25 protein-coding genes are annotated in these 24,922 nt (G+C 61.5%); 9 read left to right on the top strand and 16 right to left on the bottom strand.

Translation table 11 applies throughout. The features are described 5' to 3' along the window. Window positions 1-13: 13 nt before the first annotated feature. Entirely contained in the window at window positions 14-1,027 is a 1,014-nt protein-coding gene (hemB, locus tag ACUN0G_RS14305; protein ID WP_445573696.1) for a porphobilinogen synthase, read from the bottom strand. 229 nt (window positions 1,028-1,256) lie between these two features. Between hemB and ACUN0G_RS14300 the strand changes: the two genes are divergently transcribed. Next, window positions 1,257-1,895 (top strand): DedA family protein, encoded by a 639-nt coding sequence (locus ACUN0G_RS14300; protein ID WP_445573695.1) that lies wholly within the window; start codon window positions 1,257-1,259, stop codon window positions 1,893-1,895. Here ACUN0G_RS14300 and ACUN0G_RS14295 read toward each other — a convergent pair. Continuing rightward, entirely contained in the window at window positions 1,876-3,111 is a 1,236-nt protein-coding gene (locus ACUN0G_RS14295; RefSeq protein WP_445573694.1) for a sterol desaturase family protein, read from the bottom strand. The two genes, ACUN0G_RS14300 and ACUN0G_RS14295, sit on opposite strands and share 20 nt — an antisense overlap. A gap of 115 nt (window positions 3,112-3,226) precedes the next feature. Between ACUN0G_RS14295 and elbB the strand changes: the two genes are divergently transcribed. After that, a complete protein-coding gene (gene elbB, locus ACUN0G_RS14290) occupies window positions 3,227-3,892 on the top strand; it encodes an isoprenoid biosynthesis glyoxalase ElbB (RefSeq protein ID WP_003214018.1) in 666 nt (221 codons plus the stop codon). Here elbB and ACUN0G_RS14285 read toward each other — a convergent pair. Continuing rightward, window positions 3,889-4,341: a YaiI/YqxD family protein gene (locus tag ACUN0G_RS14285; RefSeq protein WP_445573693.1), complete on the bottom strand. Its 453-nt coding sequence runs from the start codon at window positions 4,339-4,341 to the stop codon at window positions 3,889-3,891. The genes elbB and ACUN0G_RS14285 overlap by 4 nt on opposite strands. A gap of 2 nt (window positions 4,342-4,343) precedes the next feature. Further along, entirely contained in the window at window positions 4,344-6,239 is a 1,896-nt protein-coding gene (locus tag ACUN0G_RS14280) for an FTR1 family protein (RefSeq protein WP_421551139.1), read from the bottom strand. 306 nt (window positions 6,240-6,545) lie between these two features. Between ACUN0G_RS14280 and ACUN0G_RS14275 the strand changes: the two genes are divergently transcribed. The 4 genes from ACUN0G_RS14275 to ACUN0G_RS14260 are packed head-to-tail and all read left to right on the top strand — an operon-like array spanning window position 6,546 to window position 9,695. After that, window positions 6,546-7,943, top strand: coding sequence for a COG3014 family protein (locus ACUN0G_RS14275; protein WP_445573692.1), 1,398 nt, complete (start codon window positions 6,546-6,548; stop codon window positions 7,941-7,943). Between the two features lie 10 nt (window positions 7,944-7,953). Further along, window positions 7,954-8,325 carry a DUF1425 domain-containing protein gene (locus ACUN0G_RS14270; protein WP_445573691.1) on the top strand — a complete coding sequence of 124 codons (372 nt, stop codon included), beginning with the start codon at window positions 7,954-7,956 and terminating at the stop codon, window positions 8,323-8,325. A gap of 35 nt (window positions 8,326-8,360) precedes the next feature. Beyond that, a complete protein-coding gene (gene lpoB, locus ACUN0G_RS14265) occupies window positions 8,361-8,948 on the top strand; it encodes a penicillin-binding protein activator LpoB (protein WP_076013106.1) in 588 nt (195 codons plus the stop codon). Between the two features lie 3 nt (window positions 8,949-8,951). Next, window positions 8,952-9,695: a penicillin-binding protein activator LpoB gene (locus ACUN0G_RS14260; protein ID WP_445573690.1), complete on the top strand. Its 744-nt coding sequence runs from the start codon at window positions 8,952-8,954 to the stop codon at window positions 9,693-9,695. 142 nt (window positions 9,696-9,837) lie between these two features. Here the strand turns inward: ACUN0G_RS14260 and ACUN0G_RS14255 are convergent, their stop codons facing one another. From ACUN0G_RS14255 to ACUN0G_RS14245, 3 genes are all read right to left on the bottom strand, one after another. After that, window positions 9,838-10,470, bottom strand: a complete 633-nt coding sequence (locus tag ACUN0G_RS14255; RefSeq protein WP_003208844.1) for a LysE family transporter — start codon at window positions 10,468-10,470, stop codon at window positions 9,838-9,840. A 115-nt stretch (window positions 10,471-10,585) separates the two neighbouring features. After that, window positions 10,586-11,149, bottom strand: coding sequence for a mechanosensitive ion channel family protein (locus ACUN0G_RS14250; RefSeq protein WP_258342775.1), 564 nt, complete (start codon window positions 11,147-11,149; stop codon window positions 10,586-10,588). Further along, the gene (locus ACUN0G_RS14245; protein WP_445573689.1) at window positions 11,149-13,059 is read right to left on the bottom strand and encodes an ATP-binding cassette domain-containing protein; all 1,911 of its coding nucleotides are present in this window, start codon (window positions 13,057-13,059) and stop codon (window positions 11,149-11,151) included. Before ACUN0G_RS14245 ends, ACUN0G_RS14250 begins: the two co-directional genes overlap by 1 nt. Before the next feature lie 50 nt (window positions 13,060-13,109). On the opposite strand from ACUN0G_RS14245, the gene ACUN0G_RS14240 reads away from it, so the two are divergent. Continuing rightward, window positions 13,110-13,571, top strand: coding sequence for a TIGR02444 family protein (locus tag ACUN0G_RS14240; RefSeq protein ID WP_445573688.1), 462 nt, complete (start codon window positions 13,110-13,112; stop codon window positions 13,569-13,571). Here the strand turns inward: ACUN0G_RS14240 and ACUN0G_RS14235 are convergent. Continuing rightward, window positions 13,568-14,809: an AlgP family protein gene (locus tag ACUN0G_RS14235; RefSeq protein WP_445573687.1), complete on the bottom strand. Its 1,242-nt coding sequence runs from the start codon at window positions 14,807-14,809 to the stop codon at window positions 13,568-13,570. The two genes, ACUN0G_RS14240 and ACUN0G_RS14235, sit on opposite strands and share 4 nt — an antisense overlap. 192 nt (window positions 14,810-15,001) lie before the next feature. On the opposite strand from ACUN0G_RS14235, the gene ACUN0G_RS14230 reads away from it, so the two are divergent. Next, entirely contained in the window at window positions 15,002-15,667 is a 666-nt protein-coding gene (locus ACUN0G_RS14230) for an FKBP-type peptidyl-prolyl cis-trans isomerase (RefSeq protein ID WP_445573686.1), read from the top strand. 53 nt (window positions 15,668-15,720) lie between these two features. Here ACUN0G_RS14230 and rsd read toward each other — a convergent pair whose 3' ends face one another. From rsd to ACUN0G_RS14195, 7 genes are all read right to left on the bottom strand, one after another. Beyond that, a complete protein-coding gene (gene rsd, locus ACUN0G_RS14225; RefSeq protein ID WP_445573685.1) occupies window positions 15,721-16,179 on the bottom strand; it encodes a sigma D regulator in 459 nt (152 codons plus the stop codon). A gap of 206 nt (window positions 16,180-16,385) precedes the next feature. Next, window positions 16,386-16,907 (bottom strand): disulfide bond formation protein B, encoded by a 522-nt coding sequence (locus ACUN0G_RS14220; RefSeq protein ID WP_063033880.1) that lies wholly within the window; start codon window positions 16,905-16,907, stop codon window positions 16,386-16,388. A gap of 237 nt (window positions 16,908-17,144) precedes the next feature. Further along, complete coding sequence (locus ACUN0G_RS14215; protein ID WP_258342782.1) at window positions 17,145-18,386, bottom strand: heme biosynthesis protein HemY; 1,242 nt, start codon at window positions 18,384-18,386, stop codon at window positions 17,145-17,147. 5 nt (window positions 18,387-18,391) lie between these two features. Next, window positions 18,392-19,510, bottom strand: coding sequence for a uroporphyrinogen-III C-methyltransferase (locus ACUN0G_RS14210; protein ID WP_258342784.1), 1,119 nt, complete (start codon window positions 19,508-19,510; stop codon window positions 18,392-18,394). Window positions 19,511-19,528: 18 nt separating this feature from the next. Next, window positions 19,529-20,296: a uroporphyrinogen-III synthase gene (locus ACUN0G_RS14205; RefSeq protein WP_445573684.1), complete on the bottom strand. Its 768-nt coding sequence runs from the start codon at window positions 20,294-20,296 to the stop codon at window positions 19,529-19,531. After that, on the bottom strand, window positions 20,293-21,234 hold the full coding sequence (hemC, locus tag ACUN0G_RS14200; protein WP_445573683.1) for a hydroxymethylbilane synthase: 942 nt from the start codon (window positions 21,232-21,234) through the stop codon (window positions 20,293-20,295). Before hemC ends, ACUN0G_RS14205 begins: the two co-directional genes overlap by 4 nt. 138 nt (window positions 21,235-21,372) lie before the next feature. Continuing rightward, on the bottom strand, window positions 21,373-22,119 hold the full coding sequence (locus tag ACUN0G_RS14195; RefSeq protein ID WP_017476662.1) for a LytR/AlgR family response regulator transcription factor: 747 nt from the start codon (window positions 22,117-22,119) through the stop codon (window positions 21,373-21,375). A 563-nt stretch (window positions 22,120-22,682) separates the two neighbouring features. Between ACUN0G_RS14195 and argH the strand changes: the two genes are divergently transcribed. Continuing rightward, window positions 22,683-24,077: an argininosuccinate lyase gene (gene argH / locus ACUN0G_RS14190; protein WP_003208818.1), complete on the top strand. Its 1,395-nt coding sequence runs from the start codon at window positions 22,683-22,685 to the stop codon at window positions 24,075-24,077. Window positions 24,078-24,197: 120 nt separating this feature from the next. On the opposite strand, the gene ACUN0G_RS14185 is transcribed toward argH, so the two are convergent. Beyond that, on the bottom strand, window positions 24,198-24,857 hold the full coding sequence (locus ACUN0G_RS14185) for a glutathione S-transferase family protein (protein WP_445573682.1): 660 nt from the start codon (window positions 24,855-24,857) through the stop codon (window positions 24,198-24,200). Window positions 24,858-24,922 lie beyond the last annotated feature (65 nt).

Below are 24,922 nucleotides of genomic sequence, written 5' to 3'. Positions count from 1 at the left end.
GTTCCTGTGAGGGCTAGTGTTGCTCTCTAAGCAATTGGGCGGCGCGGGCGGCGAAGTAAGTCAGGATGCCATCAGCACCCGCGCGTTTAAAGGCAGTCAGGGATTCAAGGATCACCCCTTCACTCAACCAACCATTCTGGATCGCGGCCATGTGCATGGCGTATTCACCGCTGACCTGATAGACAAAGGTCGGCACCTTGAATTCCTCTTTGACCCGATAAAGGATGTCGAGGTACGGCATCCCGGGCTTGACCATGACCATGTCGGCACCTTCAGCCAGGTCCGCCGCCACTTCGTGCAGGGCTTCGTGGCTGTTGGCCGGGTCCATCTGGTACGAGGCCTTGTTGGCCTTGCCCAGGTTCAGCGCCGAACCCACCGCATCGCGGAACGGGCCGTAATAGGCGCTGGCGTACTTGGCCGAGTAAGCCATGATGCGCACGTTGACGTGGCCGGCCAGCTCGAGGGCTTCGCGAATCGCCTGGATGCGACCGTCCATCATGTCCGACGGCGCCACCACCTGGGCACCCGCTGCGGCGTGGGACAAGGCCTGCTTGACCAGCGCATCAACGGTGATGTCGTTCTGAACATAGCCTTCTTCGTCGAGAATGCCATCCTGCCCGTGGGTGGTGAACGGGTCCAGCGCCACGTCGGTGATCACTCCCAGTTCCGGAAAGCGCTCACGCAAGGCGCGGGTGGCACGCTGGGCAATACCGTCCGGGTTCCAGGCTTCGGCGGCGTCCAGGGACTTGAGTTCAGACGGCGTGACCGGGAACAGCGCCAGTGCCGGAATCCCCAGTTCAACCCAGTTCGCCGCTTCTTCGAGCAGCAAATCAAGGGTCAAGCGCTCCACACCTGGCATCGACGCCACCGCTTCCCGACGATTTTCACCGTCCAGCACAAACACCGGCAGGATCAGATCATTCACCGTCAGGACGTTTTCACGCACCAGGCGACGGGAAAAATCATCGCGACGGTTGCGACGCAAACGGGTGGCGGGAAACAGGCGGTTGGCGGGGGTAAAGCTCACGGCAGACTCCTGAGCCCGGGTTGACGGGCGAGCGTGACAGTTATAAGCGGCCATTATGACGAAGGAATTACAGTTGTGGTGACCTCATGCACCGTAAGGCAACCGGCATGTGACCTATAGTCGCATTCGTCGTTTATGTAGGAATTGTTCACTTCGTGACACATCTCGATACTTTCATGAATGTTCACGAAGGCGTAGGCTGCGCGTTCATTTCGCCAGCACCCAGACCATGCTTCAACAATTTCTGCATGACTTCGGCTACTTTGCGCTGTTCCTAGGCACCTTCTTCGAAGGCGAAACCATCTTGGTTCTCGCAGGCTTCCTGGCGTTCCGTGGATACATGGATATCAACCTGGTGGTGGTCGTTGCCTTTTTCGGCAGCTACGCCGGCGACCAGTTGTGGTACTTCCTGGGACGCAAGCACGGCCGCAAACTGTTGGCGCGCAAGCCGCGCTGGCAACTGCTGGGCGACAAGGCCCTGGAGCATATCCGCAAGCACCCGGACATCTGGGTGCTGAGCTTCCGCTTTGTCTACGGTTTGCGCACGGTGATGCCGGTGGCCATTGGTTTGTCGGGCTACCCGCCGGGCCGCTACCTGTTGCTGAACGGCATCGGCGCCGCCGTGTGGGCCGCAGCGCTGGGAGCTGCGGCTTACCATTTCGGCGCGGTACTGGAAGGCATGCTGGGCAGCGTCAAGAAATATGAGCTGTGGGTGCTGGGCGCACTGCTGCTGCTGGGCCTCGGCTTGTGGATCCGCCGGCGCATCAAGAACGCCCGCCTGACCCGCGAAGCCTGTGCCGCTGAGAAGGTTCGCCTGGCGGCAGACACCGCTGCAAAAACCGAAAAGCCTACGACGCCAGTCGAGTAAGCCGGTCCCTGCAACAGTAGAGGCCGATGCCGCTGAGCAAGCTGTAACTGACCAGGCCCAGCCAGCCCAACGAGCTGGCCGGCCACAGCCCCACCAGCGGCGCCAGCCAAACCAGCGGCACATTCAGTGCCAGGCGCACCAGCTCAGCCTTCAGCGCCCACGGACGATTCTCCAGCGCCACCCCCAGGGTGAACAACCCCAAAGCCATCGCGCTCCAGCCCAACACCAGGGCGGCGGTCGGCAAACCCTCGCCGAAATTCATCAGATAACTGCCAAAGCCCACGTACGCAGCAAACTGCAGCGCGATGTAAACCTGTTGGCGCCCGTCCAGCGGCACCTCGAACTTGCGGAACTGACTCAAGTCCGGCTTGGTCATCGGGTACTTCGCCGCCACGTCCGCCGGGCGCCAGCCGGTGCGCATGAACCAGATCCGCAGCTTGTCCCACCCACTTTCGGTACGCCGTGCATCACTCCACAACTGCGCATAAAACTGCAGGTTGGCCCACAGCGGGTTCCAACTGGCCAAGGGTGTGGTCACGCCAAAGATCACGGGCTCGTTATCGTCCTCTTCCTGGAAGGAGCCAAACAGACGGTCCCAAATAATGAACACCCCGCCGTAGTTGCGATCCATGTAGAGAGCGTTCTGTGCATGGTGGGCCCGATGATTGGACGGCGTGACGAAAAACCACTCGTACCAGCCGAGCTTCGGCACATGGCGCGTGTGCACCCAGAATTGATACAGCAGGTTGAGGGACGCCACGCTGATAAACACCACCAGCGGCACACCGAGCACGGCCAGCGGCAGGTAGAAGATCCAGCTCAGCAGGAAGCCGGTGCTGGTCTGGCGCAAGGCGGTGCTGAGGTTGTAGTCCTCGCTCTGGTGATGCACCGAGTGCGCGGCCCAGAGGATGTTGCGCTCATGGCCCATGCGGTGCAGCCAGTAGTAGCAGAAGTCATAGAACACAAAGGCGAACACCCAGGTCCAGACGCTTTGGGCCGACAGCTCGATGATTGCCAGGTGCTTGAGCGCGAAGGCGTAGGTAAGGATGCCTACACCTTTGGTGAGCAACCCTGTGGTGGTGGACAGCACGCCGGTGCTGAGGCTGTTGATGGCATCGGCCACACGGTAGTTGCGTTGGCCGCGCCGGTAGTCAGCCAGCAGCTCGACCACGATCAAGGCAATGAAAAACGGTACCGCGTAAGGGACGAAGTCCATGGGCAAGTCCGGTCAATTATTGTTACATCTAGAGTAGGTGTAGCGGCTGGATATCCCATTGGCAATGAGTGACAAATGAGTAGACATTTAACGCCATGAATCAGGAGAAATGCCCATGAGCAAAAAGATTGCAGTGATCCTTTCCGGCTGTGGCGTGTACGACGGGGCTGAGGTTCATGAAAGCGTGATCACCCTGCTGCGCCTGGACCAGCGCGGCGCTGAGGTGCAGTGTTTTGCGCCGAACATTGCCCAACTGCACGTGATCAATCACCTCACGGGCGAAGAAATGCCTGAGTCGCGCAATGTGCTGGTGGAGTCGGCGCGTATTGCCCGCGGCGAGGTGAAGGACATTCGTGAGGCCAACGCCGAGGATTTCGACGCACTGATCGTGCCCGGCGGTTTTGGCGCGGCAAAGAACCTGTCGAACTTTGCCGTGGAAGGCGCCGGGTGCAGCGTCAACCCGCAGGTGCTGGAACTGGCCGAAGCCTTTGCCGAAGCGGGCAAGCCCGTCGGCCTGATCTGCATCTCGCCGGCCCTGGCGGCGAAGATCTATGGCCCCGGCGTGACCTGCACCATCGGTAACGACGCCGACACCGCAGCCGCCATGGACAAGATGGGTGCCACCCACCAGGAATGCGCGGTGGACGACATCGTCGAAGACAAGGCGCGCAAGCTGGTGAGCACCCCGGCCTACATGCTGGGCAAGCGCATCAGCGAAGTGGCGTCAGGCATCAACAAACTGGTGGACCGGGTGCTGGAACTGACCCACGAGAACGATTAGGCCTTCATCAGCCGGGTCAGAATCCGATCCAGCGAATTGGCAAACGCCTGCTTGTCCTTGTCCCCATGGGGCGGCGGGCCACCGCCCATCTGCCCCTGCTCCCGCAGATCGGTGAACAGGTTACGCACCGCCAGCCGCTCGCTCATGTTCTGCGGGCTGAACTCCTTGCCTCGCGGGTCCAGCGCTGCCACGCCGTTCTTGACCAAACGGTCGGCCAGCGGCACATCGCTGCAGATCACCAGTTCGCCGGGCACCGCGTGCTCCACCAGGTAGTCATCGGCCGCATCCGGGCCGCTGGGCACCACAATCAGCTTCACACACGAGAAGCTCGGCTTGATCTGGCTCTGCCCGGCCACCAGCACCACCTCGAACTGGCGCTTGAGGGCGAACTTCACCACCTGGTCCTCGGCCGCCCGTGGGCAGGCATCTGCGTCGATCCACACGCGCATGGTTACGCCACCACCCTGCGCTTTTCAGCCAGCCGGCTGCGACCGTACAGCACCACAATCGCCAGAATCGCAACGGCCTGGGCACTCAGGGAATAAGCATCGGCGTGAATGCCCAGCCAGTCGAAGTCAAAGAACGCCACTGGCCGGGTGCCGAAGATCCCGGCTTCCTGCAACGCCTTGACGCCATGCCCGGCGAACACCACCGACAGCGCACACAACAACGCCGCGTTGATACCGAAGAACAGCGCCAGCGGCAGTTTCGCCGAACCCCGCAGAATCACCCAGGCCAGTCCCACCAGCAGCACCAGCGCCGTGGCCCCCCCGGCCAATACCGCGTTGTGCCCGGCGGGGCCAGCCTGCAACCACAGGGTTTCGTAGAACAGGATCACTTCGAACAGCTCGCGGTACACCGAGAAGAACGCCAGCATCGCGAAGCCGAAACGCCCACCACCGCCCACCAGGCTGCTCTTGATGTAGTCCTGCCAGGCGGCTGCGTGGCGGCGGTCGTGCATCCACACCCCGAGCCACAGCACCATCACACTGGCAAACAGCGCGGTGCAGCCCTCCAGCAACTCACGCTGGGCGCCACTGACATCAATCACATACGCCGCCAGCGCCCAGGTGGCCAAGCCGGCCAACAGCGCCAGGCCCCAGCCGACGTTGACGCTGCGCACCGCCGATTGCTGGCCGGTGTTACGCAGGAACGCGAGGATCGCCGCCAGTACCAGGATCGCTTCCAGACCTTCGCGCAGCAGGATCAATAAACCAGAGATATAACTCAGGGACCAGCTCAAGCCGTCGCTGCCCAGCAGGCCGGCCGACTCGGTGAGCTTGCCCTTGGCCACGTCCAGGCGCTGCTGAACTTGCTCGAGCGGCAACCCGTCCTGCAATGACTGCCGATAGGCCATCAGGGCCTTTTCGGTGTCCTTGCGCACGTTGGCGTCGACGTTGTCGAGGGAGCTTTCAACCAGTTCGAAACCTTCCAGGTAAGCCGCTACCGACAGGTCGTAGGCCTGCTCGTGCTCACCGTTACGGAAAGCGGCGAGGCTTTTGTCGAGGGTGGTCGCGGTGTAATCGAGCAACTGCGCCGGGCCACGCTTGACCTGCGGCGGCTGGGCGCGCTGGGCACGGAACGTCGCCACAGCGTCCGGGCCTTCGGCGGCCAGCACTTCGTTGGGGGTCTGGCGCGCAAGGTCCGCGAGGTTGAAGGACTTTTCGCTTTTCGCTGCAGCCGGGTCGGCGGTGAAGCCCGCAATGTAGGTGGCCAGGTCCCAGCGCTGGCGGTCGTCCAGTTGATCGGCGAAAGACGGCATGTCGGTGCCTTCGACGCCCAGCCCAAGGGTGTTGTAGATCGCGTAGAGGCTCAAACGGTCGAGGCGCGCAGCGTCCCGCAGATTGGCGGGCGGCGGGGTCATGCCAACGCCTGCGGGGCCATCGCCAGCGCCCGCGGCGCCGTGGCACACCGAGCAATTCTGCGCGTACAGCGGCGCACCACGGGTCGGGTCGGGCGTAATGGCCGGGGCTTGGCTGACTTCATAGGCCACCGCCAGCTTGGCGCCCAATTGTCGGGCCTGGTGCGCAACCACCGCGCCGTCCTGATGGGCCGTTACGGCGGCCAGCAGTTCATCCACGCCTTTGATCAGTTCGGCGCGCTCGGGCTTTTCTGGTAGATCGGCCACCAGCCCCTGCAACACCCCGAGAAACTCTACCTGTTCACGGTATTCGGAATCATCGATAACCTTGCCCGCCTCCACTGTCGGGGGGTAGTCCGCACCGATGTAGTCCAGTAAATGCAGGGCTTGGGGCGCGCCCTCGGCAGTTGCAGCCAGCAGGTTGAAACTGCACGACATCAACGCCGGCAGCACCAGCCAGGCAAGAAAACGGAAGGGGGCAATCATGAATGGATCTCAAATGGAAATACGAAGTAACACATTGTCAAACCTTACGGGGTTTGACTCAAGTTGTAACTGATGTGGGCCTGGGTTTACCAAGAGGCGGATGATGGCCTCCTTACCGGAAAATGGATCCAAAAGGCCATTGTTTTGCCAGTAATCGGGCTTATAATGCCGCGCCTTCGTTATTGCGAAATGGCATTTTCGCTCCTCTTTTTATGAGGAATTGGCAGGATGCAACGCCTTCCTGCCATTGGTGATTCGGTCCGACCAGCACATTCGGCCGATTATGTTCAGGGAAGAAGCTCCTCGATGGCATCTCGCGCCTTTACCTCGCTCGCGCTCGCAGCAGTCACCTTGCTGTCCGGTTGTTCGATGTTCCGCAGCTACGACACCGAGCTGCAAGCCACCAATCAGCAGTTGGCCACCGGCAATGTCGACGGCGCGCTGACCCTGCTTGAGAAGAACAACACCGGCGACGACAAGGACCTTCTCTACTACTTCGAAAAGGGCGAGTTGTTGCGGGCCAAGGGTGACCTGACCGGCAGCCAGACCGCCTGGCGCAGTGCCGACCTGCAAGTCTACAAGTGGGAAGAGTCGGTCAAGTTCGACACCGATAAATACCTCGCGCAGTTCGGCGCCTTCCTGGTCAATGACAAGGTCCGTCGCTACGAAGGTTACGACTACGAAAAAGTCATGCTCACCACCCAGATGGCCCTGAACCTGCTGGCGCTGAATGACTTCGACGGCGCCCGCACCGAGATCAAGAAGACCCACGAACGCGAAGCGGTGATCGCCGACCTGCGGGACAAGGAATACCTCAAGAGCGAAAACGAAGCCGAGCGCCAGGGCATCGCGACCCAGTTCAAGGACCTGCGCGGCTACCCGGTGGAAAGCCTCAACGCCCCGGAAGTGGTGGGCCTGAAGAACAGCTACCAGAGCGCGTTCAGCCATTACCTGGCTGGCTTCGTCTACGAAGCCCTGGGCGAAAAAGACCTGGCCGCACCGGGCTACCGCAAGGCCGCCGAACTGCGCCCCAACACTCCACTGCTGGAACAGGCGCTGCTCAACCTGGATAAATCCAAAGTCGGTGCCAACGAGACCGACGTGCTGATCGTGGTGCAAAGCGGCCTGGCACCGGCCCGCGACTCGATTCGCCTGCCATTGCCGATCCCCATCGACGGCCACCTGGTGATCACCCCGCTGTCGTTCCCGGTGATCAAGCCCGACACCTCCACCGCGACCTTCGCGCAGATCGGGGTCGACGGCCAGCAGCAGAACCTCACGGCTCTCAACAGCACCACCGCCATGTCCCGCCGCGCCCTGCGGGATAACATGCCGGGCATCATCCTGCGCACCACCGTGCGGGCCGTCACTCGCGGCGTCACCCAGAACAACCTGAACAAGACCAACCCGATGGCGGGCCTGGTACTCGGTATCGCTTCGGCCGTCACCGAAGGCGCCGACACCCGCACCTGGCGCACGTTGCCGGACATGACCCAAGTGACACGCCTGCGCCTCAAGCACGGCGAGCACCAGGTCAGCCTGCCCAACGCCCTGGGCGGCACGCTGGTAACGGTCAAGGCCGACCAGCGCTACCAGGTGATCACCCTTCGGGTGGTCGGCAACCAGGTATTCGCCGGCGGTCTCGCGGCCCATGTGGTGCAGAGCAATCCGCCCCAGGCCGTCGCCACGCTCAAACAACCTTAAGGAGCACGCTATGCGTCATTTCATCCTCGGCGCCCTGACGCTGATCCTGCTGGCCGGTTGCGCCACCCCGCCACCGCCGGAACCCGGCAGCGCCGCGAGCAAAATCGTGGTGATGGGCAAGTTCAAGGGCATCGCCGTCGGCGCCATCCGCGTCGCCCGGGAAAACGGTTTCCTGACCGCCAAGGTGCAGTTGAGCAATATCACCAGCAGCAACCAGATGATGTATTACCGCTTCGCCTGGCTGGGTGCCGACGGCTTCCCGGTGGGCGACGAAGAGACCTGGAAAGTGCTGAACCTCTACGCCAACCAGGCGACCTTCCTGCCGGCCATCGCCAACCTGCCTCAGGCCGCGGACTTCCGCCTTGAAGTGAAAACGCCTTGATCCGCCCACTCATTCAGTTTCAGAGAGACATCCCCATGTTTGCACGCTTCTCGTTCCTCGCTGTGGTCGCCGTTATGGCCAGCGGCTGCGCCAACACCTCGCCGGTACTGGGCGGTAAAAACATCAGCTACGGCGACACCAAGGCCGTGGAACTGGTGACCAACGAGTTCGGTTCCACCGACCTGCAGATGATCGCCGAAAGCATGACCCGCTCCCTGGCCCAGTCCGGCATCCTCCAAGGCCGCCCGGTGGTGCAGGTGTATGACGTGAAGAACAAGACCAGCGAGTACATCGATACCCGCGAGATCACCACGTCAATCAAGACCCAACTGATGAAAACCGGTACCGCCCGCTTCGCCAGCGACAACACCGACATGCAAAGCCAGGTCGACCAACTGAAGCTGCAGAACCAGAGCGGCCTGTACAAGAAGTCGACCGTCAGCAAGACCGGCAACATGGTCGCCGCCAAGTACCGTCTGGAAGGCTCCATCAGCTCCATCGTCAAGCGCAGCTCGGACTACAAGGACGTGTTCTACAAGTTCAGCCTGCAACTGATTGACGTGGAAAGCGGCCTGGCCGAATGGATGGACGAAAAAGAAATCCGCAAGACCACGGAGCGCTAAGCAATGCGTGCATGGATTGGCATGATCGGCCTGTTGTGCGCCTTTGGCGCCTCGGCCGCACCGAAGATCGCGGTGACCGACCTGGCCTACGAGGCCCGGGTGGAGGAGTACATCCACCTGGTCGCGGCGAGCAACAACTTCCAGGCCAGCGCCTACAACGCCAGCGGCGGCTCAAGCTACAGCGAGTACGAGAGCCGCAACAGCTACATCGAGCAGACCGAACTGCGCAAGTTCAGCGGCGACATCAAGGGGGAAATCCTCAAGTCGCGGCAGTTCCAGCTGGTGCAGGGCACGCCTTACACCGCTGACGCCAAGGGCGATGTGTATGACGTGATCAAGCGGATCAAGGCCGGTAACTTCAAGGGCGCGGACTACGTGTTGTTCGGCACCTTGTCGGACATCGACTTCACCCAGGACGTCAACGCGCTGGACCACACCAACAGCTATTCGGCGGTGCTGGGCCTGACGCTGGTGGCGGATTTCAGCCTGATCAACACCCGCACCTTTGAGATCACCTCGGCGTTTACCGCCATGGGCGAAGGCCAGGACACCAAGCTGGTGAACAACCGTGACGTGCGCGTGAGCCTGAACCGGCCTCGCGTGGTGCGGGAAGTGTCGAAGGCGTTGGGCGAGGATGTTGCACGGCAGTTAGCCGAGCAATTGGGCGGTGGTTATCAGGAAGCACCTGGGCAGCCTGCATTGCGCAATAACCTGCCACGGGATGAAGCGCCGAAGATCCTGCGCTGAACACCGGAAGTACATGCAACACAAAACTAATGTGGGAGCGGGCTTGCTCGCGAATGCGGTGGGTCAGTCACCAGGTGCATTGACTGACCCACCGCATTCGCGAGCAAGCCCGCTCCCACATTTTTTGATCCGGTTTCGTCAGTTACGCCGTTGCGCGATGCAAGCTGGCCAGGAACCCCGCCGCACCAACAAACAGCCCGGCAAACGTGCGGTTCATGCGTTTCTGCTGCTTCGGTGTGCGCAGCAAGCGCAACACTTTCGACGCCAGCCCGGTGTAGCCAGCCATCACGATCATGTCCACGCAGATCATTGTCGCGCCCAGGATCAGGTACTGGTTCAGCAACGGCGCCTGCGGGTTCACGAACTGTGGCAACACCGCCAGCATGAACACCAGGGCCTTGGGGTTGCTGGCGTTGACCAGAAACCCACGGAACATCATCGCCATCGGCTTGCCGATCGGGCGGATCGCCGCATCATCGCTAAGGTCGGTTGGCAGTGCGCGCCATTGCTTGATGGCCAGGTACACCAGGTACGCCACACCGAACCACTTGATCGCATAGAACGCGGTGGAAGATGCCGCGAGAATCGCCCCCAGGCCGCCAGCGACCACGGCGATTTGCATCGCCAGGCCCAGTTGCAGGCCCAGGGCATTCCAGTAACCACGCAGGAAACCGTATTGCAGGCCGCTGGACATCGACGCAATGGCGCCGGCGCCAGGAGAGAGACTGATGATCCAACTGGCCAGGAAAAAGGCCAGCCATGTGTCGAGAGCCATTACACACCTCAGAGCTGAGTTTGCTGAATGTTTCTAAACTAACGCTGCTGGCCGAGAAATGGCTAGAAAAATTTTGGGGTGCGCCTTGGTGGCGAGGGAGCTCCCTCGCCACAGATTAAGGCAGTACGCCACTGTCGCGCCAACGGCGCACCGAGCGCTGGAAGAACAGGCTGTTGGGCACTTGCACCATGACACTGCCGGTACCGGCCTCTTCCACTTCGATCAGCGTGGTATAGAGCAGGTTGATCGCCACCACCCGGCCTTTGACACCGGGTTTGTCGACGGTGTCCACCAGTTCGACCACGTCACCAAGACGGAACGGCCCGACGGTGAAGATCAGAATGGCGCACAGCAGGTTCGACAACACCGACCACATGGCGAAGAACGCCACCGCGGCCACCGCCACAAAGCCCGACAACGCCGTCCACAGCACCGTGGCGGACACGCCCAGGCGCTCCAGCACAAAGATCAGCGCACTGCCCATGATCAGCCAGCGCAGGCCGCCGCGCAGGGGCATCAGCAACTGCGGCGGGAACGGATAACGTTCCCCCAGGCGGTTCAGGCATTTGGCGACGAAACGCTGGGCGAGATAGCCGGCCAGCAGGATCAGCAGAATCTGTACGGCCACCCAGATCGGCGCGATCCACTGGGCCGGCAGGGGCAGTTGCAGCGCCTCCATCAGGACAGCGCCTCCAGCTCCGCTTGCAAGGATTCCAGCAGTTCGAGGGCTTCCATCCAGGTCTCCTCCAACTGTGCCTCACGCACCTTGAGCTTGGCCTGTTCGGCCAGCAGGTCGCGCAATTCATCCTTGCGGGCCGGCTCGTAGATGGCGCTGTCACCGAGGCTGGTTTCGATCTTCGCCAGCTTCTCGTGGATCTTGCCCAACTCGGCTTCCAGCTTGTCGGCTTCACGCTTGTGCGGTGCCAACTGCTGACGCAATGCAGCAGCGGCCTGGCGCTGGGCCTTCTTGTCGGTCTTGTCCGGGTTGACCGGCGTGTTGCTGACCGGCGCGTTGCGCAGGCGGTAGTCCGACAGCCAGCGCGCGTAGTCTTCCAGGTCGCCGTCGAATTCCTCGACCTTGCCGTCAGCCACCAGCAGGAAGTTATCGGTGGTGCTCTTGAGCAGGTGCCGATCGTGAGACACCACCAACACCGCGCCGCTGAATTCCTGCAGGGCCATGGTCAGCGCCAGGCGCATTTCCAGGTCGAGGTGGTTGGTCGGTTCGTCGAGCAGCAGCAGGTTTGGCCGGTCCCAGGCGATCAACGCCAGGGCCAGGCGGGCTTTTTCGCCGCCGGAGAAATTCAACACCGGCTCGTCAATGCGCGCACCACGGAAGTCGAAACCACCGAGGAAGTCTCGCAGAGTCTGTTCGCGTTCGGTCGGCGCCAGGCGCTGCAAGTGCAGCAGCGGGCTGGCCTTGGCGTCGAGGGAGTCCAACTGGTGCTGGGCGAAATAGCCCACCACCAGGTTCTCACCGCGCACCAGGCGGCCGGCCAAAGGCTGCAATTCGCCCGAGAGGTTTTTGATCAGCGTCGACTTGCCCGCACCGTTGGGGCCGAGCAGGCCGATCCGCGCGCCAGGGGTGAGCTGCAACTTGACCTTCTCAAGGATGGTCTTGTCGCCATAACCCAGGCGGGCGTCGGACAAGTCCAGCAACGGGCTGGAGATTTTCACCGACTCGCGGAACACAAAGTCGAACGGTGAATCGACGTGGGCCGCCGACAGTTCTTCCATGCGCTCCAGGGCCTTGATCCGGCTCTGGGCCTGACGGGCCTTGGTGGCCTGGGCCTTGAACCGGGCGATGTAGCTTTCCATGTGCGCACGTTGCGCCTGCTGCTTCTCGTAGGCTTGCTGTTGCTGGGCCAGGCGTTCGGCACGGGCGCGCTCAAAGGCGCTGTAGCCACCGCGGTACAGGGTGATTTTCTTCTGGTCGACGTGGGCGATGTTGTCGACCACGGCGTCGAGGAAATCCCGGTCGTGGGAAATCAGCAGCAAGGTGCCCGGGTAGCTTTTCAGGAAGTCTTCCAGCCACAGGATCGCATCGAGGTCCAAGTGGTTGGTCGGTTCATCGAGCAGCAACAGGTCCGAGGGGCACATCAGCGCCTGGGCCAGGTTCAGGCGCATGCGCCAGCCGCCGGAGAAGTCGGCGACCGGGCGATCCATCTGTTCATTGGTAAAGCCAAGGCCGGCAAGCATCTTGCGGGCGCGGGCGTCGGCGGTGTAGCCGTCGGCGCTGTCCAGTTCCGAGTGCAGGCGGGCCTGTGCGGCGCCGTCCTGGGCTTTCTCGGCCTCGGCGAGGTCGTGTTGCACCTGGCGCAGGCGCAGGTCGCCATCGAGCACGTAGTCGATCGCAATGCGGTCGAGGGTGTCGATCTCCTGGCGCATATGGGCGCTGCGCCAGTCGGCCGGCAGCAGACAGTCCCCGGAATCAGGCGTCAGCTCACCCAGCAGCAAGGCAAACAACGTGGATTTGCCGGCGCCGTTGGCACCGATCAGGCCGGCTTTGTGACCGGCGTGCAGGGTCAGCTCGGCGTCTTCGAGAAGACGTTGCGGGCCACGCTGTAATGTTAGGCTTTGAAGTCGGATCATAATGGCGGCGGAGTCTACCAGCTTCGTTGGCCGCTGGCTTGGGTGTGAATATGTGCGCTGACCTGTGGAGCTTTGCCCTCTCGACTTACGCCCGCCCGGGCGTCGAGGACGCGTGCCTGCGCTTGCAGGCGCAAGGGGCTGATGTGTGCCTGATGTTGTGCGGGTTGTGGCTGGAGCAGCGTGGCGTGGCGCCGGAAACGTCGCGTTTGCAGGCACTGCGGCAAGTCGCTGAGCCGTGGCAGGCGGAGGTGGTCGGGCCGCTGCGGCAAGTGCGCACGCAATGGCGGGCCCTGGCGCAGCACGATGCTGAGCTGGGAGCGTTACGGGAGCGGGTCAAGGCCCTGGAGCTGGAAGCTGAGCAGCTTCTGCTATCGCGTCTGGAAGGCGTTGCGCAGGTTTGGCCGATGGCCGAGGCGGGAGCTCAAGCGTGGCTTGAAGGACTGGCGGCCGAAACCGCCAACCTTGACCACGACGCGCTGCATCAGCTGCGCGCCGCAGTCACCAACACTTAGGAAGCGCTGGTTGGGGTGACGCTTGGCGCTGCCGGTGCAGGCGTGCTGCTGGCCGGAGCGGTTGGCGCTGCGGTGCTGGCAGCCGGTGCGGCCGGTGTTGCTGGCTTTGCAGCTGGGGTAGCTGGCTTGGCCGGTGCAGGCTTGGCGGCTGCTGGTTTTGCGGCTGGCTTGGCGGCTGGTTTCGCAGCAGCAGGCTTAGCGGCCGGCTTGGCAGCTGGTTTCGCAGCAGCAGGTTTAGCGGCTGGCTTGGCAGCTGGTTTCGCAGCAGCAGGCTTAGCGGCTGGCTTGGCAGCTGGTTTCGCAGCAGCAGTTTTAGCAGCTGGCTTCGTGGCTGGTTTCGCAGCAGCAGGTTTAGCGGCTGGCTTGGCAGCTGGTTTCGCAGCAGCAGGCTTAGCGGCTGGCTTGGCAACTGGTTTTGCAGCAGCAGTTTTAGCGGCTGGCTTGACAGCTGATTTTGCAGCAGCAGTTTTAGCAGCAGGCTTGGCAACTGGTTTTGCAGCAGCAGTTTTAGCAGCAGGCTTGGCAACTGGTTTTGCAGCAGCGGTTTTAGCGGCTGGCTTGGCGGCTGGTTTCGCAGCAGCAGTTTTAGCGGCTGGCTTGGCAGCTGGTTTTGCAGCAGCGGTTTTAGCGGCTGGCTTGGCGGCTGGTTTTGCAGCAGCAGTTTTAGCGGCTGGCTTGGCGACTGGTTTTGCAGCAGCGGTTTTAGCAGCTGGCTTGGCAGCCGATTTAGCCGGTGCTTTTGCCGCAGGCTTGGCCGCAGCTTTCGCAGGTGCCTTGGCGGCGACTGCTTTGCTGGCTGGCTTCTTCGCTGCGCTGGCTGCAACGGCTTTAGCCGGAGCACGAGTGCTCAGCACTTTGCCTACAGCTTCCTTCACACGACCAACACCCTGAGCCAGTTTCAGGCTCTCGGAAGCATCACGCTTGAGTTGGGAAATGTAGGTGCGGGTTTCGGATTGACGATCCTTGAGGGCGTCGAGCAAGTCCTCAAGTTCTTTGACGGCGTCCTTGGCTTTGGCTTGTGCCTTGGCTTTGCCAGCGGTCGCTGCGCCTTGCAGTTTGGTACGGGATTTGTGCAATTTTTCCTGAGCTTTGCCGCGTTGTTTTTCAAGCTTGGCGAGCAACTTCTCTGCATCAGCCAAGGCTTGTGAACAAGCGCTTTCCAAATGTTCGAGCAGGCTGCCCGAAAGTTGTTGGAGCAAATGCAACGGGGTATTTACAGGCTTCTGTTTGGCCGACATGGTTTACCTCCTGGCTGACGTGGGTGCGGCTCATACTAGCCCTCTGCTCTTACCGCCGCTAGGGCATGTTGACAGTATCGATTGGCTTGCGTTGCACCGCACGAAAATTCTTATTGATATAACGAAAATCCACGCCACTTTTTAAGCATTCACACTGGCATAATCCATCGCACTTTCGGCTGGAGAACGCCCATGTCGCGTTACCTTTTTTTAGTGTTGAGCGTGGCGCTTTCAGTGGCCAATGCGAGTGAGAAATTGCCGTCCAAAGATGACCACGACCTGGCCTACAGCCTGGGCGCAAGCCTGGGTGAGCGTCTGCGCCAGGAGATGCCGGGCCTGCAAATCGAGGCACTGATCGACGGACTCAAACAGGCCTATCAAGGTAAGCCACTGGCCCTGGACGACACGCGCATCGAACAGATCCTTGCCCAGCACGAAGCGCAAAATGCGCCGGACAATCGAGCGCCACAAAGTGAAAAGGCACTCGCTGCCGAACAGCAATTTTTAGCCAGTGAGAAATCCAAAAGTGGCGTGCGCGAATTGGCAGACGGCATCCTGTTGACCGAACTGACCCCTGGCAGCGGGAAAAAGCCGGCGGCCGATGATCGCGTGCAAGTGAATTATGTTGGGCGGTTACCCGACGGGACGGTCTTCGACAAGAGCACACAACCCCAGTGGTTTCGCCTGGACAGTGTGATCAGCGGCTGGCGCAGCGCATTGCAGCAGATGCCGGTAGGCGCGAAATGGCGGCTGGTGATCCCATCCGACCAAGCCTATGGCGCTGATGGTGCGGGCGAGTTGATCCCACCTTATACGCCGCTGGTATTCGAGATCGAATTGCTTGGCGCGGGAGCCTGAGCCCAAACGAAAAACGGTGCGCAATGCGCACCGTTTTTTTGTGTTGCGGCGAGTCAGGCTTTAGCCGTCAACTCTTCCTTGTGAGCGTTGTGCAGCACTTCGATCAGGCAATCTTCCAACTCGAAACGCTCGTGAAGCAAACCGCCCAGCTCTTTGAATTTTTCGGCAACGCATTTGCCTGCGTCACACAGGTCGTTGAACGCCAGCAGCTTCTCGGTGATGACATCGATGCGCGGGTAAATCGTCTTCGCCAAATCGAGGCCACGTTGATCGTCGAAAGCCTCGGCCTCTATGGTCAATTGCTCGTAGACACCGAAGTGCCCCGCCGAGAGGTAATCCACCAATACCCCACAGAATTCCTGCAACGGCTTGCGATTCTCGCTTAGCGCTTCGGGCTTGGCACCGAGAGCATCAAAGGCCCGAACCAGTTCGTGACGCGCCTTCAACCAAACATCGATCAGTTTGTGCACCCCACCCCAGCGTTCCTGAGCATTCTGACAACTTTCCAGCATGATGATCTCTCTTCCCTATAGGGGCGCCGCACACTGCCCGCGCAACACTTCAAGGTTAAAGCGGCAACCGGGCAAAGGTGCATCGAACAGTCTGTTTCAATGACGCGTGCGAGCCAGATTATGCCCGCATGACTATGGCATCAAGGTACGCAGGAGAGAAAGTTCATACAAGTGTTTAATCCATTCCTACAACCTGCGGGCACCTGTCAGTGCCGCGCAAGGCCAAACCGCTGGCTCAACAGCAGCCGCGAGAACTGCGCTACGCCAAGGATCAGCATGGCCACGAAGAACAGCAGGCTCCACTCGGGAATACTCAAGTCGAACAGCGTCCAGTTGATTTCCACGCAGTCGACGGTGCCCTTGAAGATCAGCGCCAACGCCTCCCGTAGCGACAGGTTTTCAATCATGGATTGAAGGCCTGGCCAACAGGCCGGCAGCTGTTCCGGCGGCGTATTTTGCAGCAGCACCTGGCGTACGGCGGTGATGGCGCCCAACACTGCACAGCCCATGCTGGACGCCCAATACAGGTAGATCCCGGACCGCTTGGGCCCATGAATCGCCGCCACCAGGTTGATCAGCGTGAAGGCAGCTACAAGAATTCGTTGCACCTGACACAGGAAACACGGCCGCAAAAGCGCGGCATATTCCAGGTAAAAGGACGCGCCCAGCGTCAGCGCACCAGCCAGGAACGCCAGGAGGAACAGGGAGCGTGAGGGGGCCAAAGACATTGTTTATCCGCAACGCAAGAGATAGGTAGTTACGGTAGAGGAAAGGCCTTACCCCTTTCAATACGCGTCGGAGCAGACGATTCCGCGAGAGCGTAGGGATATCCCGTCAGAAGGCGAGTGATTAAACGCGCATCTGCGTAGGAGTTTACTACAAGCCATATTGACTACAGCTATAGCGCGCTATTGAAGGGTTAGCCACCAGAAAATCCTGAGGCAACCCTTACACTGTTTCCTACGTCAAACCCTTGCCGGCACCGGCAGCGGTGACGCCAGCAGACGCTTGTCCAGCAGGCCCAGGCCTTCCTGAAACAACTGGTTGCTGCGCTCGGTGTCGCCCAACTGCGCCAGCAGGCGTGCCAGTTCGGCACAGGCTTCAGGGTTGCGCTGCGCCTGCAGGCTGCTTTCCAGGTAGTCCCGAGCCTTGCCCCACAGGCTGTTTTGCAGGCACAGGCGTCCCAGGGTCAGCAACAGGCTGGCATCGCCTGGATGATCCTTGAGCCAGCCTTCGGCAAACTTCAGTTGCTTCGCCGGATCGCTGCCACGCAGCAGGCCGTAGAGCCTGATCAGATGGCTGTCGTACTCGCGCTTGAGCGCGCCGCGCAGCACTTCTTCAGCCTTGGCATCCGCGCCCAATTGGCGCAGTTGTTCGGCGTAAGCCAGCACCAGTTGCGGCTCCTGGCGCTGGGCCGAGGTCAGTTGTTGCCAGGCCCGCTCAAGGGACTGCTGGCCGGCCTCGCCCTGCTCTTCGCGCTGGGCAGCCAGGGTCAGGTTCTCGCCCCAGGCGCGACGTTCCAGGTCAGCCAGCTCGGCAGGCGGCAGCGCTTTGTCTTTGCGCAGCTCCGGCAGCAGCCGGATTACCGAAGACCAATCACCACGCTGTTGATACAGCCGCTGCAATTGACGCAATACCTGGACGTTATGCGGATGACGCTCATGCATGGCCTGCAAGGTGACCAGGGCGCCATCAGTGTCGCCACGGTCCATCTGCAACTGCGCATGACTCAAGGCCACCGCCAGTTCAGCCTGGGGCTGGCGCTCAAGCGCGCGCTCCAGCAGGCCGTCCGCTTCCTCGTAACGCCCCTGCTCGTTAGCCGCGCGGGCGGCGCCGAGGTAGTAGAGCAATGGCTGGCGTTCCGCTTCGGCCGCTCGGTGCAAGTGACGCTCGGCACTGGCCCAACGCCCTTCGGCAAGGTCCATCTGGCCCTGTTCAATGGCGACCTGCACCCGACGGCTGCGATTGCGCCGCGACCACGGGTTGACCACACCACCCGAAGTCAGCACCAGGCTAAGCAGCACCCGGACCAGATAGATCGCCAGGCCGATGGCAAACAGCGCCACCAGCGTCGACCACAGCCCGGACTCGTAATGCAGCACATGGGGATAGGTAATCAGCACGTAACCGGTGTGTTTCGAAATGCCCACGGCCAGTGCCAGGGCGATCGCAATCGCCAGCACCAGAATCACATAGAAGCGCTTCATCGGCTTTACTCCTGGGTCGCCGGCTTGCCAGCGGAAGCTTTGGCTTCTTCGGCAGACAGGTGGCGACGGTCAAGGTAAGCCTGCACGGCAGCCAGGCTCGCGGCCAGGTCAGGCGTTACCACCGAGACGGCCTTGGGCTCGAGCTCGGCAATACGCGCCAGCATGGCTTTGCTTTGCGGGTTGTCTTGATTGAAGTTGTCCTGCAACACGCTGCGGGCCTCGCCCAGGGAGCGGCTGTACACCGCCGGCTCGCCGTTGAGCGCCGCCCATTGCGCTTGCTCCAGCGCCAGGCTCAGGGCCAGACGCACCTGATTCAGACCTTGCCCTGCCAGCAGCGGACGAATGTTGTCATCGGGGTTGAAGTCGATGCGGAAATACCGCGAAATCTGCTCCCACCACTGGCTCCAGCGGCTGTCCGTATCGGTGGTCGGACGGCCCCCATTGGCGGCTTCCGGGAGTTGGTACTCAGGAGCAATGGCCGCCAGTTGCACGACCTGATCGCGCAATGCTGCCAGTTGCAGGTACAGCCCGGTACGGTCCGGCTGTTCGATATTGCGCAACGCGGCGAGGCTCTTGGCCAACTGCTCACGAGCGGCGTAAGAGCCCGGGTCACTTTGTTCGCGGAGGATTTCGTCAGCGCCCTGAACCAGCGCCTGGGCACTGTTGATGTCCTGCAAGGCGGAAAGACGCAGGCTGGCCAGGCGGATCAGGTGTTCGGCCTCGGCCAGGCGCCAGTCCTGGCGGCTGGCGCCCAGCACGGTTTCCAGGCGTTGGCTCAAGCGCTGCTGGTCGCCCTGCAATTGCGCCACCAGCCGGCGGCGCTCTTCCAGTTCCTCAGCGCCGGGCAACTGCCCCAGGCGTGCCGACAGCTGCTGTTGGCTCTGTTTGAGGCTCTGGGATTGGTCGTCCAGGGTTTGCACTTGGCCCAGCTGTTGCTGGCTGCTCGCCTGCAGTGCGCGGACCTGCCAGATCCCCCAGCCGCCGGCGGCAACACCGGCTGCGCCAAGTAACAAGGCCACGATAGCCAGGCCGTTGCCACGGCGCGGGGCGGTGGTGACCGGTGTCTCAACGGGCGCATCAAGCGCGGGCTGAGCTTCATCTTTAGGCAAGGCTGTTTCGCTCACGTATCCATCCTTTGCGTATTAGAGAGTGGGAACGGAGAAACTCCGTAACGCCACTAACAAAGCCGCAGCACTGGCGCCACGACAATCCACAACTTTTTGCGCGCCAGCGGCACGCGCCATCTCGGCGACTCGCGGGCTGGGCACAAACAACGGCAGTTGTGCCACCAGGGGCCAATCTGTGCCGGCCAGGGCTTGCAGGTGTAAAAAACCCTGCCCACTGCTGACCACCACGCCGTTCAAGCGTTCCACGTTTATGCGTTGGATCAGGGTTGCACCGTCGTAATCCGGCAGGAAACGGCGGTACAACTCCAGATAGTCGACACTAGCACCTTGCTCGCGCAAACGCTCAGCGAGCAACTCGCGCCCGCCCTCGCCCCGCAGGATCAGCACCCGGGCCCCAGGCCGAGCGATAGCCTCGCGCAAGGCGACCAGTTCAAGCAAGGCTTCACTGTCGTCGCCTTCCTTGGGGTAGCTGACATCAACGCCGTGGTCAGCCAGCACCTGCGCCGTAGCAGCACCGACGCTGAACCACGGCAATGCCGGTGGCTGTGGCCAGTGTTGAGCCAACAACTGCAAACCCAGGCGCGCCGCCGGCTTGCTCACCACGATCACCGCACAATAACGGTCCAGCTCGCGAAAGATTGCGTGTTGCTCAGGCGTGACGGGCAACGCTTCGATCTCCAGCAACGGCAGGCTGCTGCTGAAGATACCTTCCTCAGACAACGTCGCCGCCAGGGCCGCCGACTCCTCGGCAGGCCGCGTCAGCAGCACACGCCATTGCGTCACTGCGGACCTGCCTCGCCGTAGACCGCTTGCAGAATGGCACCGGCGCCTTTCTCCAGCAGTTCCTCGGCGACTTTGATCCCCAGGCTGGTCGCTTCGCTTTGTGGCCCGCGGATGTCTGCGGTGAGCAGCAACCCACCACTCGGATCGCCCACCAGCCCACGCAGCCAGAGGTTCTCACCTTCAAGCACCGCGTAGCAGGCGATCGGCACCTGGCAGCCACCGTTGAGGTGCTTGTTCAGAGCGCGTTCGGCGGTGACGCGAATTTCAGTGTCCTGGTGGTCCAGCGGCTTGAGCAGCGCATGAATTTCGCTGTCGGCGGTGCGGCACTCGATACCCACGGCGCCCTGTCCGCCAGCCGGCAAGCTGTCTTCGACGCTGATGGCCGAGGTGATGCGGTCTTCAAAACCCAGGCGGATCAGGCCGGCTGCCGCGAGGATGATCGCGTCATATTCACCGGCGTCGAGCTTGGCCAGGCGGGTATTGACGTTGCCCCGCAGAAAGCGGATTTGCAGGTCTGGGCGGCGGGTCAGCAACTGTGCCTGGCGACGCAGGCTGGAGGTGCCGACGACACTGCCCAGCGGCAGTTCATCAAGAGAGGCGTAGGTATTGGAAACGAAAGCATCGCGCGGGTCTTCGCGCTCGCAGATGCAAAAAAGGCCCAGGCCTTCGGGGAAGTCCATGGGCACATCTTTCATAGAATGCACGGCGATGTCGGCTTCGTTCTCCAGCAGAGCGGTTTCCAGCTCCTTGACGAACAGGCCCTTGCCGCCGATTTTCGACAATGGCGAATCAAGCAGCTTGTCGCCGCGACTGACCATGGGCACCAGGGACACCTTCAGGCCAGGATGAGCCTGCTCAAGGCGTGCTTTGACGTATTCGGCCTGCCATAAGGCCAGGGCGCTTTTACGGGTGGCGATGCGGATTTCGCGAGAGGACATGGATCAATCCGTACTGAATAGATACGGCAGATAATAACAGCTCAGGCAAATGCGCTTTGATTTGAATCAGCAAGTGCGGGGCCTCCCTGGCCGCGTCGCACCGGGATATGGGCAGTGAAGCTTGCGTCAGCCCTTGGGCTAAAGCTGCTGCATCATCTTGCGCACACCGGCGACATGGCGCCGGCTGACGATCAAGGCGTCACCATTGAGGCCTTTCAGGAACAGCTGAAAATGCCCAAGCGGCGTGCGCTGCAAGCGCTCGATGCGCTCCCGTGCCACCAGCGCGTTGCGGTGGATACGCACAAAGCGGTCGCCAAATTCATCTTCCAGCGCCTTGAGTGGCTCATCGAGCAGCACTTCACCGGCCTCGTGACGCAAGGTCACGTACTTGTGATCGGCGATGAAATAGACCACCTGATCCAGGGGAATCAGTTCGATGCCCTTGCGGGTGCGGGCGCTGATATGACTGCGCGGCCCGTTGCCGCCCTGGGCTGCGGGCTGGGTCAAGGCAGCGAGCTGGACGCGATTGGGACGCTCGGCCTTTTTCAAGGCGCGGAGCAATGCATCGGCGTTGATCGGCTTGACCAGGAAACTGGCGCCACTGGCATCCAGAGCCTCGGAAGAGAACTCATCCTGGGAGGCGCACAGCACCACCGAAGGCGGCGACTCTCGCTCGCTCAGGCGGGCAGCTACCTGCAAGCCATCAAGGCCCGGCATGCGGATGTCGAGTAACACGACGTCCGGCTTGAGGCTGTCAATAAGGGCCAAGGCTTCTTCGCCACTGGTGGCGCTCGGCTCAAGGACACTGTAACCCTCGAGTTCACTGACCAAACGGCTCAGTCGCTCGCGGGCTTGGGGTTCGTCATCAACGATCAGGACATTCATATTGCGCTGGATTCCTGCGTGAGTCTCGCACAAGGATAGCGTAGACAGGTGCGGTGACTTCCGTCACGGCGATCCACGCTAAGACTAGCGCGAGCGGCAAAAAGTGCCCCGAGAGTGGCACCAATATTTACCCGGACCTGTTCAATCGCGCCCAAAGCCTTCTGCCTTTGGGCATCGTCGTAGGGTTTGCTGATACACAATACGAACACCCCCTCTCTAATGGATAGCCTGGAGTTCGACCTCATCGCCTGGCATTGGTGCAGTGCACCTTCTGTCAGCGCGACGCTCTATCAGTGCAACTGTAGACGCTCGCGAAGACGATATTGCTCAATCGTCAAATATCGTTTCAATAAACACGCTTTGTTTACTCAAGACCGCAAGTTTTAAACCCCCGTTCGGTCATGGCTCCAGTCTCGTCCTGCGCGAGTCCGGCGGCAAGGCACTTAGCCATCTTGGAAACAAATAAAAATGCCGCGCCCCCGCATCCTCGCCTCCGGGGGCAACCCTGTTATTATCGGCGCCACACTTTCATGCCCTCTTTCCAGCAGATCACGAGCGAATCCATGAGCACCGACAAGACCAACCAGTCCTGGGGCGGCCGCTTCAGTGAACCCGTCGACGCCTTCGTCGCGCGCTTCACCGCCTCCGTCACCTTCGACCAGCGCCTCTACCGCCACGACATCATGGGCTCGATCGCCCACGCCACGATGCTGGCCAAGGTCGGCGTACTGACCGATGCCGAGCGCGACAGCATCATCGACGGCCTGACCACCATCCGTGGTGAGATCGAAGCCGGTACTTTCGACTGGCGCGTCGACCTGGAAGACGTGCACATGAACATCGAGGCCCGTCTCACCGACCGCATCGGCGTGACGGGCAAGAAACTGCACACAGGTCGCAGCCGTAACGACCAGGTGGCCACCGATATCCGCCTGTGGTTGCGAGACGAGATCGACCTGATCCTGGCCGAAATCACCCGCCTGCAAAAAGGCCTGCTGGAGCAGGCAGAGCGTGAGTCCGGCACCATCATGCCCGGCTTCACCCACCTGCAAACCGCCCAGCCTGTGACCTTCGGCCACCACCTGCTGGCCTGGTTCGAAATGCTCAGCCGCGACTACGAGCGCCTGGTGGACTGCCGCAAGCGTGCCAACCGCATGCCTCTGGGCAGCGCCGCATTGGCCGGCACCACCTACCCGATCGACCGCGAATACACCGCGCAGTTGCTGGGTTTCGACGCCGTGGGCGGCAACTCCCTGGACGGCGTGTCGGACCGTGACTTCGCCATCGAATTCTGCGCCGCGGCCAGCATCGCGATGATGCACTTGTCGCGTTTCTCCGAAGAGCTGGTGCTGTGGACCAGTGCGCAATTCCAGTTCATCGACCTGCCGGACCGCTTCTGCACCGGCAGCTCGATCATGCCGCAAAAGAAAAACCCCGATGTGCCGGAGCTGGTACGCGGCAAAAGCGGCCGTGTATTCGGCGCGCTGATGGGCCTGTTGACCCTGATGAAAGGCCAGCCGCTGGCTTACAACAAGGACAACCAGGAAGACAAGGAGCCGCTGTTCGACGCCGCCGATACCCTGCGCGACTCGCTGCGGGCCTTTGCCGACATGATCCCGGCGATCAAGCCCAAGCACGCCATCATGCGTGAAGCGGCCCTGCGTGGTTTCTCCACCGCCACCGACCTGGCCGACTACCTGGTGCGTCGCGGCCTGCCGTTCCGCGACTGCCACGAAATCGTTGGGCATGCCGTGAAATACGGCGTGGACACCGGCAAGGACCTGGCGGAAATGAGCCTGGAAGAACTGCGCCAGTTCAGCGATCAGATCGAGCAGGACGTGTTTGCGGTGCTGACCCTGGAAGGCTCGGTGAATGCCCGTAACCATATCGGCGGGACTGCACCGGCGCAGGTGAAGGCTGCCGTGGTTCGCGGCCAGGCATTGCTCGCCAGCCGCTAACCCAAAGGTAAGTACCCCGGCAAACAAGGGCGAACACTGAACCTGTGGCGAGGGAGCTTGCTCCCGTTGGACTGCGCAGCAGTCCCACGGGAGCAAGCTCCCTCGCCACAAAAGCAGTCTTTATTTCTTGGCAGCAACCATCGCCATAAACGCCGGCATTGCCGCTTCCTTGTCCGCCGCCACCCGCCGGGCATTCGGCAACGCCTGCAAGCGTTCCAGCAACGCCTTGGCCTTCGGCAACTCAGCCAACAGATCCAGCCCGAACAACTTTCCGGCCACGGCACAGGCCAGGTCCACGCTGTACACAAAATACAAATCCGCAATCGTGAAGCTGTCTCCCGCCACGTACGGCGCGAACTTCCCGTGCCGCCCCAGCGATGCGATCCCCAGCAGTAACTCAGTCCTGGATTTTTCCTTGATCGCCTCCGGCACCGGCATCCCGAAAAACGCCTCGGCAAAACACGCCCGGGCCGGCAGCTCGATGTACAGCTCGATTTCCCTGCACAACGCCAGCACCCGGGCGCGCTGGAACGGATCGCTCGGCAGCAGCGATGGCCCGCCTTGGGTCTGTTCGATGTATTCGAGGATCACGCTGGTTTCGTTGATAAAGCCTTGCTCGACACCCAGCACCGGCACCTTGCCCCGGGGGCTCACGGCCAAGGCTTCAGGGGTCTGGCCTGCGTAGAACGGCACCTCTTCGAAGGGCAGCCCTTTCTCCAGCAGTGCCAGTTTCACCATGTTGTAGTAGTTGCTGACCGAAAATCCATAAAGCTTGAGCATCACTAAGCCTCCAGGCCGTGTACGGGGTTGGCAGCAGTGGTTATAGAACGGGATGCCACGCCTGA

This window comes from Pseudomonas sp. 32A (genome assembly GCF_052682255.1).
This window is presented reverse-complemented; position numbering and strand designations above follow the sequence as displayed.